A 16,203-nucleotide genomic window follows, 5' to 3' on the forward strand; every position below is an offset into this window, starting at 1 on the left:
GGATATAGTGTATGCCAGAACAAGACTTAGTAGTGTTGATAGTAGATGATGATTTGATAAATCTCAAACTACTCAAATCAATGCTAATGAAAAGCGGAAGTGTAAAAGAGGTTGTTGAGGTTAGAAATGGTGCTGAGGCAATAGATACTTTAAAATCAAGAGATGATATCAACCTAATACTCTTAGATATTATTATGCCAGTTATGGGTGGCATAGAGATGTTAAAAGTTGTTCGTGCAGATGATAATCTTAATCAACTGCCAATTATTGTCTTAACAACTGATGAGACGAAAAAAAGTGAAGCTTTAGAGTGCGGAGCAAATGATTTTTTAATGAAACCTATTCGAAATAACGACCTTATCAAAAAAATATCAGCCGTGTTAATATGATGTTACCAATAAAGAGGAGTCTTCTTAAGACTCCTCTTTAATTAAAATCTCTTTTAAAACCTCTTCAATCCTACTAACTCCAACAATCTCTAAAGAGTCTCTTACTTCTTGTGGAATATCTTCTAAGTCTCTTTCATAGTTTTTAGCTGGGATAAGAACTTTAGTTATAGCAGCTTTGTGCGCAGCGATAAGCTTCTCTTTTAGTCCTCCTATAGCAAGTACATCTCCACTAAGTGAGACCTCTCCAGTCATAGCAATTTCTGAACGAACTTTTTGATCGCTTAGTATCGATGCAATAGCGCTAACTAAAGCTATCCCAGCACTAGGACCATCTTTTGGAGTAGCACCATCTGGGACATGGATATGTAGATCATAGCGTTTGTATATCTCACTTGCATCTATCACAATCTTGTCCTCTTTTTCCTTAAAAGTTAGAGGAATTTTTTCTAAGTTTATTTTTAGTTTTTTATCATCTATAAGTGTTTTAACTACACTCAGAGCAATCCTTGCACTCTCTTTCATAACTTCGCCTAAGCTACCTGTTAGCTGTAAGTTGCCTTTGCCTTTTATCTTAATGCTCTCTATTTTTAAGATATCTCCACCAACTGCTGTCCAAGCAAGTCCATTTACAACACCAACTACAGGGATTTTCGTTGTTTTTTCAATCTCAAAAACACTTTTGTCAAAAAACTTTTTAAGATTTTTTACAGTTACAGAGACTCTGTTGATGTTAGAGTCTTGTAGCATCTCTAGAGCCACTTTTCTTGAGATGTCAGCTAGACGGCGGCGAAGGTTTCTTACTCCTGCTTCTCTTGTATAGCTATGTATTATCTCTTTTAGAGCTGGTTTTGAGATATTTACCTCACTCTTTTTAAGCCCGTGTTTTTTAAGCTCTTGTGGTATTAAGTATCTTGTTGCAATTTCAAGCTTCTCTTGAGGAGTGTATGAGCTTATGCTTATAAACTCCATTCTATCTCTTAGAGGTGCTGGTATGCGAGCCAAATCATTTGCAGTAGCTATAAAAATAACCTTGCTTAAATCTATATCAAAGTTAAGATAGTAATCTCTAAACTCTTTGTTTTGTTCAGGATCTAGTATCTCTAAAAGTGCAGCAGTTGGATCGCCTCTTTGAGATCTTGATACTTTGTCTATCTCATCTAAAACAACAACAGGGTTCATCTTCTTAGCATCTATAAGCCCTTGAGTTATACGTCCTGGCATCGCTCCTACATAGGTTCTTCTATGGCCCCTAAGCTCATTTACATCTTCAAGCCCGCCTAGTGCAATCCTTACAAGTGGACGCTTAAGAGCTACAGCTATGGAGTTTGCTAAAGATGTTTTACCAACACCAGGAGGTCCAGAAAAACAAAGAATTGCACCTGCACTATCGCTTGATGCTCCCCTTAGTTCTAAGAGTTCTTTTACTGCAAAGTATTCAATTATTCTCTTTTTTGGTTTTTCAAGCGAGAAGTGATCTTTATCTAGCTGGTCCTCTACATCTTTTATCTTAAGAGCTTTTTTTGCAAACTCCCCAAAAGGAATATCAAGAGTCCAGTCCAAATACGTTTGAGTCATAGAAGCATCAGAAGAGTCAGGGTGCATTCTTGAAAATCTATCTATCTGCTTTGAGACTTCTTTATAAGAGTCTTCGCTCATCTTGTCCTTTTTGGCTTCAAGTTTTTTGCGATACTCTTCTATCTCTTCATCCCTTGCAGTATCAGTCCCTAACTCTTTTTGAATCTGCTTTAACTGCTCTTTTAAAAAGTACTCTTTGTTTACTTTTTCTATATGGGTGTGAACTTTGCTTCTTATCTCTTTTTGGAGCTTATTTGCCTCTATCTCTTCTATAAGGTAGTCTATTAGGAGTAAAAACCTCTTCTCTGTATCTATCTCAACAAAGAGTTTATAAGCCTGCTCTTTTTTTAGCTTAACTGTACTGCAAATCAAATCTATTATTCTGTTGTGGTCGTGATTTTCTTCTATGGTTCTAAGTAGATCTGGTGGAAAATAGTTACTTACACCTGCAAGTGTTCTTACTTTTTCTCGAACAATTTCAAGAATGGCATCTATCTTTAGTGAGCTTATATTTGTAGCTTCTAATACATCTACTTTTGCTATAAGAGGAGATGCTTGTACTTCGTAGAGCATTTGTGCACGAGCTAAACCTTGAAACAGAACTTTTACTCTACCATCAGGGAGAGCTACTTTTCTCATAATAGAGCCAACAACCCCAGCACTATAAAGTGAGCTAAAGTCCCTTTTACCCTCTTCGCCGGGCTTTGTAGGGCACACGATAACTAAAGAGCTATCTTCCATAGCAAGGGTTGCTGCATCTATGTTGTTTTCATCGCTTAAAAAAAGTGGTGATATCATAAAAGGGTATAAAAAAAGTTCATCTTCTGCTATAACTGGTATATCTGCTGGAAATTCTCCATAGTTGCTTAGTTTCATATTATTTCCTATGTCTTTATTAAAGTTTTAATATTTTTTCTCTTAGAGACTCAAACTCATCTTCACTTATGATGCCTTTGTCTCTTAAATTTTGTGCCTTTTGAAGTTCATCTTTTTGATATTGACTTAGGCTCTTTTTTTTCTCTTGTGATTTTTCTTGCTTTACTGGTTCTTTAGTAGCTTGCTGTTTATCATCAACAACAGAGTTTCTTGACACAACGCTCTTGGTGTCAGGGACCATAAAACCATACCAACTCTGGGTTCCATCTCCCTCAAACCACGCACGATACCATGGAGCCTGTGCTCTGTCTATCTCATCCCAATTCACCCAAGGTTGAGGTTTTAAGGCTCTATAATACTCGGCTCCCTTTGGTTTGTCAAGTCTCTCATATAGGTCTGCAATGGTCTCATTTAGAGCAGCTTCAGCCATCAAAAGACGAGTCTGCATCGTATTTACAAGGGCGTAATACATAGAGTTTGGATAGCGTAGTTTAAACTTTTTAGCCTCTTTTATCGCATCTTCAATGAGAGCTTGGTCTCTTCTTGGATTTGGAAGAGCCAAGTATTTTGCTTTTATCTTTAAAAACTCTGCATCTTCTTTCTCATTTATAGTTGCATACCTCTTTATATACTCATTTAAAAAATGCTCACTAAGTAGATACTCTTCATAGTGCATATGAGCTATGGCTAAAATCATTGTAGCTTCAGGAAGAAGAGGCGAACCGATATGCTCGCCTTGAAGTGAACTATAGTAGTTGTCAGCTCTCTCTAAGTCTCCTTGAGAGATGTATTTTACAATCTTTCCATACCAATATATAGCAGGTTTATTGTACTCTTCTAGCTCTTTAGAGCATCCACCTAAAAAAAGTATAGAGGCAAATGCCATAAAAAGAAAAGTATGTTTTAGTTTCATCAAATAATATCCTATAAATAAATAAGTTGATATTCTATCTAAAAGATATATAACATAGGTTTAATCTTTCTTATAACCTTGGCACGTTTTATGCTTAAAGTGCTATAATGATATACAATTTTACAGAGGGTTTTTTATGAAATTTAATATATGTGTGCCTTTTTTGGGTTTTGAAAATGTCAAAGAGGTTGAGCTAGAGAAGATTGATGATGTTTTTATGAAGATGACTTCATGCGAAGATGAGAGAATTTCTTTTACTCTTATAGATCCTTTTGTTCTTAGAGAGTATGACTTTGAAGTGCCACGTGGCGTTAAAGAAAAGCTTGAAATTGACAAAAACTCAAATCTTCTTATCTTAAATATCGTCCTCATTCAAACCCCAATAGAGAGTTCAGTAGTAAACTTCATAGGACCACTTATCTTTAACACAGATAACAAAAAAGTAGCACAGATCATCTTAGGAGAATCGACTAAATACGGAGTGGCTGAGAAAATATCCTCATTTTTAAAGAAATAATCATTCCCATTTTACTTAAATTCTCAGGATTCTAAGCCTATAGTTTAGAGCATAAAAAATGTTAATCTTTATTTTTTAAAAGTTATAGTATAATAAATCCTAACGATTTAAAATTATGCATTAGTTAATAGTTTTGTGTAAAATTTATATTCTAGGAGTCCGTTATGAAGGTTTTAAGTCCATTATTAGGTCTTTTTAAAAAAATTTTTCCAATTTTACTATTTTTTCTAGTAACACTTCTTTACGCAGATATAGAGCCAAATAATAGTTGTGCTAAAGAAGAAATAATCTCTGAACTACATAACAAAACTATATCTGTATCTCATGCAGAAAGTGGATCCGTACAAAAAAATAGTGATACATATGATTATTATAAGTTTACAGCTGGCATTTCCGGGAATGTAAATATATCACTAACTACTAACAAAACTAACAATTCTATCATCGTGGGCTCTAGTTGTGAAGGCTCTAATTACTATAGTGATATTACTAACAGTAACACAAAAATTGCTCCTGCGTTTTCAGTAACTGCTGGAACAACAATTCATATCCGTATTGAAAGAAGATACGCAACAACAATGACATATAACTTAAATATAAGCATTGATGATGGAACTATTACAACAAGCCAAAGAAATTTCACCTTAAGAAATCCTGCAAATAGTAGGAATATTCTTGGTGATTATCAAGTTATAGGAAATACTGTCTTATGTGTTAAAAAAGATGGTTCTTGTTATGACTATACAAAGAGTTCAGCAAACCATAATTTAGATTTAAAATTTATAGATGTTGATAACACAAACAATACATTTAACAACTCATCCCAAGCTAAGTTAAGCATTCCTCCATCTGCTAAGGTTAAATGGGCAGCCATATATGCCCAAGGGCATATTTTAAATAAAAATCAAAGTCAGACAGTGGCTATCTTAAAAGACCCTATGAAAATTACTGTACCGAGCATCTCTGGGACAATAAGTTCTATTCCAAAACAGATAGATTTATATCCAAGGAGTGGAAGTAATGGATATACATATTCTACCTATAGTGATATTCCAGAACTTGTTGGTTTAGAAGGCTCTGCTATAAATGGAATGGTCACAGTGGCGAATGTTAAAGCATATGAGGGTAAAGAGGATAGTGGGCTAGGTAACTACGGTGCTTGGACTTTAGTGGTGATATATGAAAGTGATAATATTAGTTTGAAAAATATATCCGTTTTTGATGGATATAGAATTATAAAAGATGAAACAGGTTTTAATGATATTGCTATAAACATAGATGGCTTTATTACTCCAACAAGTGGCAATATTGTATCTAGAGTCTCAATCTTTGCAGGGGAGGGAGACAAAAATATTGTTGGAGATAAGCTTTACTTAAACGATACACAAATAGGCAACAAAGGTAACGCTTTTTATTCACATATAACAAGTGATATAGTTAGAAACCCTAGCTATTCTAATAATCAAGGTATCGATATTCAAACTTTTGACGTAGGAACAAACGGCCTAAATTTGATAAAAAACAGTGATTATAATGCTAGGATTAAGTTTTCATCAACTGGTGATCATTACTATCCAAGTTTGGCAATATTTTCAACTGAGCTATATGAGCCTAGAGTGTGTTATAAGCAAGAGTTTTTTAACGAGCTAGGAGATCCTATAGTAGAAGATATTAAGGTTGGCGATACAATTACCGTGCATACATGGATATCCAATATGAAGAAAGATTCATTAGATGTAAATCTTGAAACTGCAGATAAAGTTGAAATTACTGTAGAGTTAGATAATGAAAATTTTGAATATATTCCTAATACCATAAAAATAAAAAATGTATATGAACTTGACTTTTCAAATAAAACAGATGCTATAAAAGATGACATAGCTGATTTCTTATTTGATACAAATACAACAAAATGGAGAGTCGGAACTGGTGCAAACTCAACAAATGGTGGAGAACTCACTCCTAATATCACCGCTTCAAATGATAATAAAGCATTTGTAGAGTTTCAAGTAAAACTTCTTCAAGAGGGTGATATACATATTAATAATATATATAAAGTATCTTATGAAAACCCTCAACTCGGTGTTCGTTTTGGAGACGAATCACCCATCAATATTGGTGTTTGTGCTGATATTGACACTGCTTTAGCCATAGGTGGAGTGTTAGGAAAGTTTAACGTTGTAAATGAAAATGGAGGAAATGGTTCTTTTAATGATCCATCTAGCCCAGAAACATACTTAAACACACAAGTAGTAAATAGACCCTTTAATGTAAAAATATTATCTTTAAATGAGAATGGAACTGCCCTGAAACCTTTTACAGGAAATGTCAGTGTCTCTCTTATAGAAAATCCTTATGATGGTTCTTGTGGAAATAGTGAAATTTGCAAGCAAGCAAAATGTGAAAATGCTGTGCCTATCTCTGCTACTAAAGATATAACATTTAACGGGAGTTATGTAGTAGAGCAATTTAACTACATAAAAGCTACAAAATCAGCTCTATTTAGAGTCAACTATGGCACTGCCAATGACCCTAAATTTGCTTGTTCGATAGATGGATTTGCTATCCGTCCAGATAGGTTTGAGCTTAGTGCTCCTGCAGGTGAGCACATAGAACTTTTAACCTCTGCTAAAAACTATAATTTCTCTCTTATTGCTGCTCAGTATGGAAATAATATGCCAAGTAGTGAGTACAATGTTGCAAATGTGGATAGTAGCTCTATAGCTTTGAAAAAAATACTATATATGCCAGATGGAAGCGATGGAACAGCAGTGCTAAATGGGTCACTTAACTATACAAGCACTTCCTTTAACATAGTAGATGGAAGTGCTAATAATGTCGTTGGTATAAACTTTACAGATGTTGGAAGGGTAAACATTAAGATGATAGATAAAACATGGGCAAAGTATGATATAGACAATGGAGATACCATAGAGAGTTGTGATTCACAAGGTGCTTGGGTTTGCGGAGATATAAATGCTACTTTTATACCGAGTCATTTTGCTTTAAGTGGAGTGGAGTTGCACAATAATAGTGGCTCTACATTTACATATATATCTGATGATCTTAATATATCAGCTCCTTATTCTGTTGTTCTTACTGCGCAAAATGCACTAAACGCTACAACACAAAATTTCGACAAAGATTCTTGGGAAAATCCTGTGAATGTCAGTATAACACTACCTACAGTGATAGGAATGACTCCAAATAAAAATGAACTTGATTTAGGACTAAATCTTGATTTTGTCAATGGTGTCAAAAATATTTTAAGCAATGATTCAAACCTATCTTTTAATTTTAATAGAGAAGTAAATAAAACCATAAATCCATTTGTTATAGAAGGGGGAGACACCAACTTAACTGCTATCTCACAATATAGTGCTTCAGGTACCACAAAAGATATTACTGGTACAAATACAGCAGCAAATAAAGCCACATTTATATATGGCCGCACTCACGCACCAAGACAGAGATATACAGATAATAGTGGTAGTGCTTTAATATACTTTGAAGCCTATTGTTTTGGTACAGATGCAAATGGTGTAAGTTGCGATAAATTACTTCTTCCAAATGGTTTAAACTCCAGAAACACAAATGATCTAAGATGGTTTGTAAATTCACAACATGATACTAATCACGGTGTTATAGGTAATGTTGTAGAAAAAAATGCTTTAGGAAGAGTTAATCCTACAGGGCAAACAGGTATAAATTCAGTTACTACAGTTGATATGACCTATACTGAAGACCAAGGTTATCCATACAAAACAACAATGGAAAATAATGCTTCAAGCTGGTTAATACATAATGAACATGATGCAGGTGCTACAACGAATCAATTCCCTGTAGAATTTTCCAAAGCAAGTAGCGAGTGGAGTGGTAAGCATGAAACAGACACAACTACAAATGATCATAATGCGACCAATACGAATAGGAGAAGCATGTGGTAAAGAGAACAAAGCAACCAAATAGAGGAGCTTTTACACTAATAGAATTAATTTTTGCTATTGTAATTATTTCTATATCTGTCGTCTCTCTGCCGATGATGATTCAAGTCAACAATAAAAGCATGGAAGATAGTATGGTTCAAGAAGCTATCTTTGCAGCTTCTGCTGAACTTATGGGTGCGTCTGCGGGGTACTGGGATGCAAACTCCATGGCTGATAATGCTGTAAGTAATCTCTCAAGAGTTATCGACATTGGCTCTACTTGCGAAAACAATAGCAGTAGTCCAACAAACAGGCTTAGACCTGGACATATAGCCCAGCCTCTGCATAGAAGATGTGTAGATGATTTAATTACAGTTGTTTCTCCAGCAAATACTTTAAGCAACACCTATCCAAATCTAAATAATGCTGAGCATATAAGTAAGCCAATATTTCTTAACCCTAATCCGCAAACAAGTGGATATAAAAACGATTATAATAGCTCTCTAGATATCGTACAAGCAGACAATATTAAATTTATTGAAATCAATGTAACAGATACGGCTGGAAACTTAGTAACTAGACTTAGAATGCAGAGTGCTAACATCGGCGAAATAGACTACTATAAGAGGACCTTTTAGTGAAAAATCGTTTTGCATTTACAATGATAGAACTCATCTTTGTGATAGTGATAATGGGAATTTTGGCTAAGTTTGGTGTAGAGTTTTTAGCACAAGCTTATAATAATTTTATACTCTCAAAAACCAACAATGCCCTACAATCCCAAAGCGCTGCGGCAGTAGAGACTATCGCTTCAAGGTTACAGTATCGCATTAAAGACTCTATAATTGCCAGAGAAAATGCTCTAAACTTTCAAGCACTCCCAAGCTCTACTTATGGAGATAACGCTAGAGTTTTAGAGTGGGTAGCGAGTGATATAGAGGGTTTTCGTGGTAACAAATGGCCACTATGGAGCGGTATTATAGACTTAAATGCTTCAACAGCTACTCTTTTGAAGTCTCCAGAGACAAACACAACAGCACTAAATGCACAGATTGAATCACTCTCTTATAATGATTCTACTATTAATGATGCGGCTTTGTATTTCGTAGGCTCTGATAGTGATATAAATGGATATGGTTGGGGTGGAGCTATAACAGATCAAAATTCTGTAATGCATCCCATTAGAGCTGGTAGTATTGATGAGTTTGTTCCTGTTCGTGGAGATAATGGAAATGCTAACGATTTTGTGGGGATTGATGTATATGAGTACTATCAACTAGCCTGGACAGCTTATGCTGTGGTTCACTCAGCTGATGGTAACTTAACCCTGCATTATGACTATCAGCCATGGCAAGGAGAGAGTTATATTGGTGCCAATACTAAAAGAGCGTTGATTATGCAAAATGTAAGCACATTTAGATTTAAAGCCATCGGCTCTGTTGTTAAGATACAAGTATGTGTAGATGGTAATATTACAGATGGAGGTTACTCTATATGCAAAGAAAAAACTATATTTTAAATAGAAAAAAAGTACAGTATCGTTCTGGTTTTGCTATGATGATGGCCATTATTGTAATAGTTATCATCTCAACTATTATGGCTCTCTCTCTATCTTTAACTACACAAACTGCTAAAAGAACAACTGATATTTATCTCTATGAACAAGCTGTTTTGTATTCCAAGAGTGCAGCAGAGTTGGCACTTTTAGAGATTGCGCAAAATGGCTCATGTACAACGATTGCGCCATACACTTTAGATGGAATATATGATATTAATGTTACTCTAAAATATGTTTATAAAGGGCTTACTTGTGGTGGAGACAATGATTATTTTACAACCATACAGACAGACGAACAAAACGGCTCAGTACTAATGGATATAACAGTAACAACCAATGAGGGAACTGAACCCATCCGTTATTTCAGAAGAAGCATTCAAAAATTATAGGTATAATAAAGTTTTAATGCTATAATTCCAAAATTAATTTTTAAAGGACTATAAATGAATATTTCTCTTACGGGAAGACATTTAGAACTAACTGAGCCTATCAAAGCTCATATAAACACTTCTATTGAGACATTGTCTAAGTACAAGATGGATATTATCGCTGTAAACGTTGTAGTATCTACCCAAACCAAAAAGGGTAAAGAACACTCTGTAGTTGAGTTTGTTATAAATCTTGCACACAAAAACTCTGTTGTTATCAAACAAAGCGATGGTGATCTCTACGCTGCTGTTGACCTCGCAATAGCAAGAGCACAAAAAGCTCTTCGTCGTATCCACGACAAAGAGGTGACTCATCGTCAGACTGGCATTAACGAAATGAAATCAGAGAATGTAGATGTAAAGGCTCAAGCAGTAGCTAATGAAGATGAGATTATTCCAGTAGAATTAGACCTCTACAAACCTCGTGAAGTTGAAGATGTTTTAAACGACCTAAAAGACAGTGGTAAAATGTTTGAAATATTTTTAGACAATGAAGATAAAACTCGTGTTCTATATAAAAGAAATGACGGTAAATTCGGCTTGTATTAAGCCCTTTTCATCTGCTTGGAAGCGAGGTTTTAACCTCGCAGATAGGCTTTTAAAGCCACACAGGGCGAAGCTCATCGTGGATAATGCCATTGGTTAGCATTCCTAAAAGCATCGCTTCCGAAGTTTTATTTTAAATCCTCTTTTACACACTTAACTATCTCTTCATCTTCTGCCAAATCAATCCACTTAAACTGACTTCCACTCTGAGTTGCACCCTTTAGCAAATCTCCACCTTTTCTAAACTTCAAATCAAGATTTGCAATATCAAAACCACTAGTAGTCTCTACAAATCTCTCTAATCTATCAGAGCTCTTTTGGTTCGTATAGAGATAGCAATAACCTTGAAGTCCAGTTCTACTCACTCTTCCTCTTAGCTGATGCAGAGTTGAAAGCCCCAATCTCTCAGCACCAACAATAACCACAGTGCTTAGTCGTGGAAGAGAGATGCCAACCTCTACAACAGTTGTAGCTATAAGGATGTCGCCTCTGGCTCTAAAGTCTAGTAAAACTTCCTCTTTTTGTTTGTCTTTGCCATGGGTTACATAGACATTTTTGAAATTTTTCTCCCAATAGCCTCTTGCTTCTTCTATACTTTGATACTCTAAAACCTCACTTTGCTCAACTAGAGGATAGACTAAGAGCACTTGATTGTTTTTGCTTATCTCCTCTTTTATATGGGCAAGTAACTCTTTAAAGTCACTCTTATGTATAACTCTGCTTGAGATATTTTTTGTAAATGGAGTAGTTGTGATGAGACTTACATCTATGTGAGCTGTCTCTATCATGGCTTGAGTTCTAGGAATGGGGGTAGCGCTAAATTGTAAAAAATGAGGTTTTAACTCTCCCTCGCTTATGACTTTCTCTAGCAAGTTTCTTTGAGCAGTTCCAAAACGATGTTGTTCATCAACCATAACTAAAGCAGCATCTGGGAGTTCTCTGTGTAGTAGGGCATGGGTTCCTATGATAAAATCATACTTAGATAAATCTAGTTTTTTAGATTTGTTTGTAACTAAAGTAGACTTTACCTTTGGAAGATATTTTTGTGCTTCTTCATAGAGTTGGTTTGCCAAAATAGTAGTTGGTGCCATCAAAATTGAGCGATGAGGTAACATCATAAAAGCAGATGCAAGGATAACCATAGTCTTACCACTTCCAACATCTCCAACTATCATTCGCTTTGAAGCTACATCTTTTGCAAAGTCTTTTTGAATATCTTCTATTGTTTGTGTCTGCTCATTTGTTAGAGTAAAGGGAAGCGTTGAAGCCCACGACTTAAACTCAGACTCTACACTCACTAAAGGCTTAAAGTATCTTCTCTTTTTAGAGAGTCTCTTCATATAGCAAAAAAGTTCTAAATACTTTAGTGCATCTAGAGTTTTTATATCTAGCTCTTTTAGGTTTAAAAGGGTTTTAGGAAAGTGCAAAGATAAAATTTCTTTTGCGATTGCTTCTTTTAAGCCCTCATTTACAAGAGTCTCTAATGTGAGGTTATTTTGAATGAGGCGAAGCATCACATCACTTCTTAAGGCTGATTTATACTTTGGAGTTATGGCACCAATATTTGCAGTTTTTCTTGGCATTGCCATACTGCAAAGTCCAGCATTACAGTTTATAACTCCATAAAAGTAGTCTCTTTCTCCTACTTTAAACTGATGTAGCATATATGGTTTTGGACGAAATAAAACACCGCCTATTGTGTGACCAAAGTTGTGTGCAAAAAAAGTTATCTGGATGGAGTTTGCAGAGCGAAAAACTGACTCAACTGTGGCATCTATAAGTTGTGGTTTTGCTATCTCTATCTGAGAGTGTAGTGTTAAATCTTCATAAGAGTGAGGAATATTTAAAGCGAGTTCGCACCAAGAGTTGACACCGAGCTTTTTAAACTTTACTTCTATATCTTTTGTGAGATTCATCTTATATCCTTAAGTACCTAATGCTACCTTGTTTTATAAATCTCACGCAAAAATATTGCATAGTGTCATATAATGCTAATGAAAATTTAGCATCATTTGGTAACTATGGCAAAACTCAGGTTTAAAATCTCTTTGTGGTTTTTGATAAACTCATTTAAATCTTTGAGTTTTAGCTTTTTTATAAGCTCTAGCTCTTTTTGTGAATGTCCGAGTTCTTGACCTTTATAAAACTCCATAAATGTACGGTTTAGTCTTTGGCTCATTGTCTCAGCTCTAAGGGGTTCACTTCCTAGTAAAAACTTTTTAGTCTGTTCTAGCTCATCTTCTGTTACACCATTTTTTACAAACTCTGCAATAACTTCTTTAACACTATTTTGTGCAACTTCTAGTGAATCTAGTTTTGTTTGTAAATAACCGCTCATATAGCTACTTGATTTGCTAACACTCAGTCTTGCATAAGCAGAATAAGCCAAGCCTTGCTTTACTCTTATCTCTTCCATCAGACGTGATCCAAAACCACCAGTCCCAAGTATAAAAGTAGCTACTTTAGCTTTGTAATAATCCGCAGAATCATAGTCTATATTATAAGGCGAGCCAAAATACATATAAGCCTGCTCAGTCTCTCTTTTTAGGATACTCTCTTCTACTTTTTTATTTACCTCATAGTGAGCAAGTTTTTTTAACTCTCCCTTTGGCATTGAAGCTATTATCTTTTGTATCTCTTTTTTTGCTTTTTCTATATCTACATCGCCACCAATTGCAACTATAAGTCTTGAGCTAACTAGATGCTCTTTGATAAAACTCTTTACATCTTCAAGCTCAATGCTCTCTACACTCTCTAAGGTTCCAGATGATGGATTTGCAAGTGGAGTATCTTTAAACAAAAGTCTCTTTAGTTCATTTGAAGCTACATAGTCAAAGTTGTTTTGCTTAGAGCTTAGTGAACCTAGAGTTGTGGTTTTGACCTTTTTAAGTGCATCTTCGCTTATGTTTGGATCACTTAAAAGTGCTTGAAGCTTTTTAAGCCCAGTATCAAACTCCTCTTTTAAACAACCAAGCTCCATCACAAAAGTCTCAGTTCCAGCATGTGATGAGATATGTATAGCCTTGCTCTCTAGTGACTCTGCAAAAGCAGATGAACCAAGCTCTTTTGTGCCCTCTCCAAGTATTTTTGCACTAAACTTTGCAAGACCTGCCTTTTTAGTGTCTGTTATGCTTCCACTATTTTCGAAGATAAACTGCATGCTAACTAAAGGAAGCCTTCTATCCTCTTCAAAAATTATTGGGACTTTAAAGTCTTGTGTCTCTATATATTGTATTGTCGCTGCCATTATTATTTGTCCCATCATTAGTAAAGTAAAAAAAATCTTTTTTATCATTTTATTATATTCTCCTATTTTCTGGGTAGAACCCAGTAAATATTCCAAAGCTTTAGAGCAAGGGCGAGATATTGCTTAAGCAAACCTCTCTAGCGTTTCATAAGCTGTATTTCTTATAGCTGGAATCTCACCTATATCTCTTATAAGATCTACCATCTGCCCTTTTGCCATCGAGTAAGCCGCTCCTGCACTGCTTACAACGTTTTCTTCCATCATAGTTGAGCCTAAGTCATTTGCTCCATATCGAAGTGCCATTTGACCGATATATGCACCTTGAGTTACCCAAGAACTCTGGATGTTTGGTACATTATCTAAGTATAGTCTTGCAACTGCTAAGAGTCTTAAATATCTGTTTGAAGATGGTTTGTCCATATCTGGAATGAGTCGCAGTAGTTCAGTGTTTTGTCCTTGAAAACTCCACATGATAAAAGCACGGAATCCACCCGTCTCATCTTGAAGTCGTCTTATCATATCAAAATGCTCAATGATATCCTCATCACTCTCAACAGTTCCATACATCATAGTAGCTGTACTCATGATACCAAGTTTGTGAGCTTTTCTATGGATATCTATCCAAACCTCTGAGTCTATCTTCTTTGGTGCGATGATATCACGAACCTTGTCACTGAGTATCTCAGCTCCAGCTCCAGGAATAGATGCCAAACCCTTGTCTTTTAGTCTTTGTAACACTTCTTCAACGCTTATGCGAGAGACCTTTGCTATAAAATCTATCTCGATGGATGAAAAACCATGAATAGTGATTTGTGGATATTTAGTATGGATGTGTTCAACTAAATCTTCATACCACTCTATCTTTAGTTTTGGATGTACACCGCCTTGAAAGAGGATTTGAGTCCCACCAATCTCTTGTAGTTCATCTATCTTTTCATCTATCTCATCAAATGTTAAAACATAAGCATCTCCGTCTTTTTCATGTCTATAAAAAGCACAAAATTTGCAATCAACCCAACAAATATTTGTATAGTTTATATTTCTATCGACTACAAAAGTTGTCACACCTTTTGGATGCAACTCTTTTTTTCTTTTTGATGCCATGATACCGAGCTCTTTTAAGTCAGCGTTTTTGATTAAGTCTAGTGCTTCTTCTTTGCTTAGTCTTTTCATAGTCTATGCAACTTCTTTATCTTTTGAGATGGCATCTAAGACACCATTTATAAACTTAGGAGATTGCTCAGTTCCAAATGCTTTTGTAATCTCAACAGCTTCGTTGATGACTACAGCAGAATCAAGCTCACCAAATAAAATCTCATAAGTTGCAAGTCTAAGAGTAGCCCTCTCAATGGATCCTAATCTCTCAAAATCCCAATCTTTTAAGTGCTTGATAATGGCCGCATCACAAGCCCCAAGATTTTGCATAACTCCATCAAAAAGACCTAATGCAAAGTCCCTTTGTTTGTTACGAATCTTTTTTTCTTCAAGTATCTCATCTGAGTGCTCAGCAATGCTTCCATTTCCTAGATCGTAAGCATAGAGTAGACTTACAACTGCCATTCTAGCGTGATGACGAGTAGCCATTATAGTGACTCGTAAAGGTCAATCATCTCGATAACCGTAGTCATAGCCTCAAAGCCTTTGTTTCCTGCTTTTGTTCCAGCGCGTTCAATCGCTTGCTCTATTGTGTCAGTAGTTAAAAGTCCAAAAGATACTGGTTTTTGGTACTTTAAACTCATAGTTGCGATGCCTTTTGTAGCCTCAGCTGAGACATAATCAAAGTGCGGAGTTGCTCCACGGATAACTGCACCCAAAGCACAAACTGCATCGTATTTGCCCGATGCTAAAAGTTGATCAACTATCATAGGAAGCTCAAATGCACCTGGGACTAATACATGAGTAAGGTCGCTATCATCTCCGCCATGACGAGCAAATGCATCTTTTGCACCCTCAACTAGCCTATCAACTATAAAGTGGTTCCATCTTGTACTAACTATGGCAATTTTTTTATCGTTTACTACTTTTAATTTACCTTCGATCAACTTCATCTGTTTTTCCTTATATTTATATTTACTATTATTTTGGAACTTCTAATTTTAGGAATGCTAACCAATGGCATTCTCCACGATGTTTCGAGGACAGTGCATCTTAACAGCCTAAAGCCCCGAATAAATTCGGGGTTTCAAGAAAGAGTTCCCTCGTTGTACCTCTGCTGAGAGTGTGGAATG

14 protein-coding genes are annotated in these 16,203 nt (G+C 35.6%); 7 read left to right on the forward strand and 7 right to left on the reverse strand.

Annotated elements, in window-relative coordinates; translation table 11 throughout:
- The first annotated feature begins 11 nt into the window (after positions 1–11).
- Positions 12–389, forward strand: a complete 378-nt coding sequence (locus M947_RS18365) for a response regulator (protein WP_021287575.1) — start codon at positions 12–14, stop codon at positions 387–389.
- A 24-nt stretch (positions 390–413) separates the two neighbouring features.
- Here the strand turns inward: M947_RS18365 and lon are convergent, their stop codons facing one another.
- Positions 414–2,840 carry an endopeptidase La gene (gene lon, locus M947_RS18370; protein ID WP_021287576.1) on the reverse strand — a complete coding sequence of 809 codons (2,427 nt, stop codon included), beginning with the start codon at positions 2,838–2,840 and terminating at the stop codon, positions 414–416.
- A gap of 19 nt (positions 2,841–2,859) precedes the next feature.
- Positions 2,860–3,753 carry an outer membrane protein assembly factor BamD gene (gene bamD, locus M947_RS18375; protein WP_021287577.1) on the reverse strand — a complete coding sequence of 298 codons (894 nt, stop codon included), beginning with the start codon at positions 3,751–3,753 and terminating at the stop codon, positions 2,860–2,862.
- Between the two features lie 136 nt (positions 3,754–3,889).
- On the opposite strand from bamD, the gene fliW reads away from it, so the two are divergent.
- The 6 genes from fliW (at position 3,890) to hpf (ending at position 10,731) form a co-directional block, all read left to right on the forward strand.
- Entirely contained in the window at positions 3,890–4,270 is a 381-nt protein-coding gene (gene fliW, locus M947_RS18380) for a flagellar assembly protein FliW (RefSeq protein WP_021287578.1), read from the forward strand.
- A 164-nt stretch (positions 4,271–4,434) separates the two neighbouring features.
- Positions 4,435–8,217: a hypothetical protein gene (locus M947_RS18385; protein ID WP_021287579.1), complete on the forward strand. Its 3,783-nt coding sequence runs from the start codon at positions 4,435–4,437 to the stop codon at positions 8,215–8,217.
- Complete coding sequence (locus tag M947_RS18390) at positions 8,211–8,834, forward strand: prepilin-type N-terminal cleavage/methylation domain-containing protein (protein ID WP_021287580.1); 624 nt, start codon at positions 8,211–8,213, stop codon at positions 8,832–8,834. Before M947_RS18385 ends, M947_RS18390 begins: the two co-directional genes overlap by 7 nt.
- Entirely contained in the window at positions 8,834–9,715 is an 882-nt protein-coding gene (locus tag M947_RS18395) for a prepilin-type N-terminal cleavage/methylation domain-containing protein (protein WP_021287581.1), read from the forward strand. Before M947_RS18390 ends, M947_RS18395 begins: the two co-directional genes overlap by 1 nt.
- Positions 9,691–10,143 carry a hypothetical protein gene (locus tag M947_RS18400; protein WP_021287582.1) on the forward strand — a complete coding sequence of 151 codons (453 nt, stop codon included), beginning with the start codon at positions 9,691–9,693 and terminating at the stop codon, positions 10,141–10,143. The genes M947_RS18395 and M947_RS18400 overlap by 25 nt, the downstream gene beginning before the upstream one ends.
- A gap of 54 nt (positions 10,144–10,197) precedes the next feature.
- Positions 10,198–10,731: a ribosome hibernation-promoting factor, HPF/YfiA family gene (hpf, locus tag M947_RS18405; RefSeq protein WP_021287583.1), complete on the forward strand. Its 534-nt coding sequence runs from the start codon at positions 10,198–10,200 to the stop codon at positions 10,729–10,731.
- Positions 10,732–10,856: 125 nt separating this feature from the next.
- Here the strand turns inward: hpf and recG are convergent, their stop codons facing one another.
- The 5 genes from recG to ribH form a co-directional block, all read right to left on the reverse strand.
- Positions 10,857–12,644: an ATP-dependent DNA helicase RecG gene (gene recG / locus M947_RS18410; protein ID WP_021287584.1), complete on the reverse strand. Its 1,788-nt coding sequence runs from the start codon at positions 12,642–12,644 to the stop codon at positions 10,857–10,859.
- Between the two features lie 92 nt (positions 12,645–12,736).
- Positions 12,737–14,023: a M16 family metallopeptidase gene (locus tag M947_RS18415; protein ID WP_021287585.1), complete on the reverse strand. Its 1,287-nt coding sequence runs from the start codon at positions 14,021–14,023 to the stop codon at positions 12,737–12,739.
- A 75-nt stretch (positions 14,024–14,098) separates the two neighbouring features.
- On the reverse strand, positions 14,099–15,148 hold the full coding sequence (locus M947_RS18420) for a dehypoxanthine futalosine cyclase (RefSeq protein ID WP_021287586.1): 1,050 nt from the start codon (positions 15,146–15,148) through the stop codon (positions 14,099–14,101).
- 3 nt (positions 15,149–15,151) lie between these two features.
- Positions 15,152–15,559, reverse strand: coding sequence for a transcription antitermination factor NusB (gene nusB / locus M947_RS18425; RefSeq protein WP_021287587.1), 408 nt, complete (start codon positions 15,557–15,559; stop codon positions 15,152–15,154).
- The gene (gene ribH, locus M947_RS18430; RefSeq protein WP_021287588.1) at positions 15,559–16,023 is read right to left on the reverse strand and encodes a 6,7-dimethyl-8-ribityllumazine synthase; all 465 of its coding nucleotides are present in this window, start codon (positions 16,021–16,023) and stop codon (positions 15,559–15,561) included. The genes nusB and ribH overlap by 1 nt, the downstream gene beginning before the upstream one ends.
- Positions 16,024–16,203: the final 180 nt, after the last annotated feature.

It is taken from the genome of Sulfurimonas hongkongensis (assembly GCF_000445475.1).
Lineage (GTDB): Bacteria > Campylobacterota > Campylobacteria > Campylobacterales > Sulfurimonadaceae > Sulfurimonas > Sulfurimonas hongkongensis.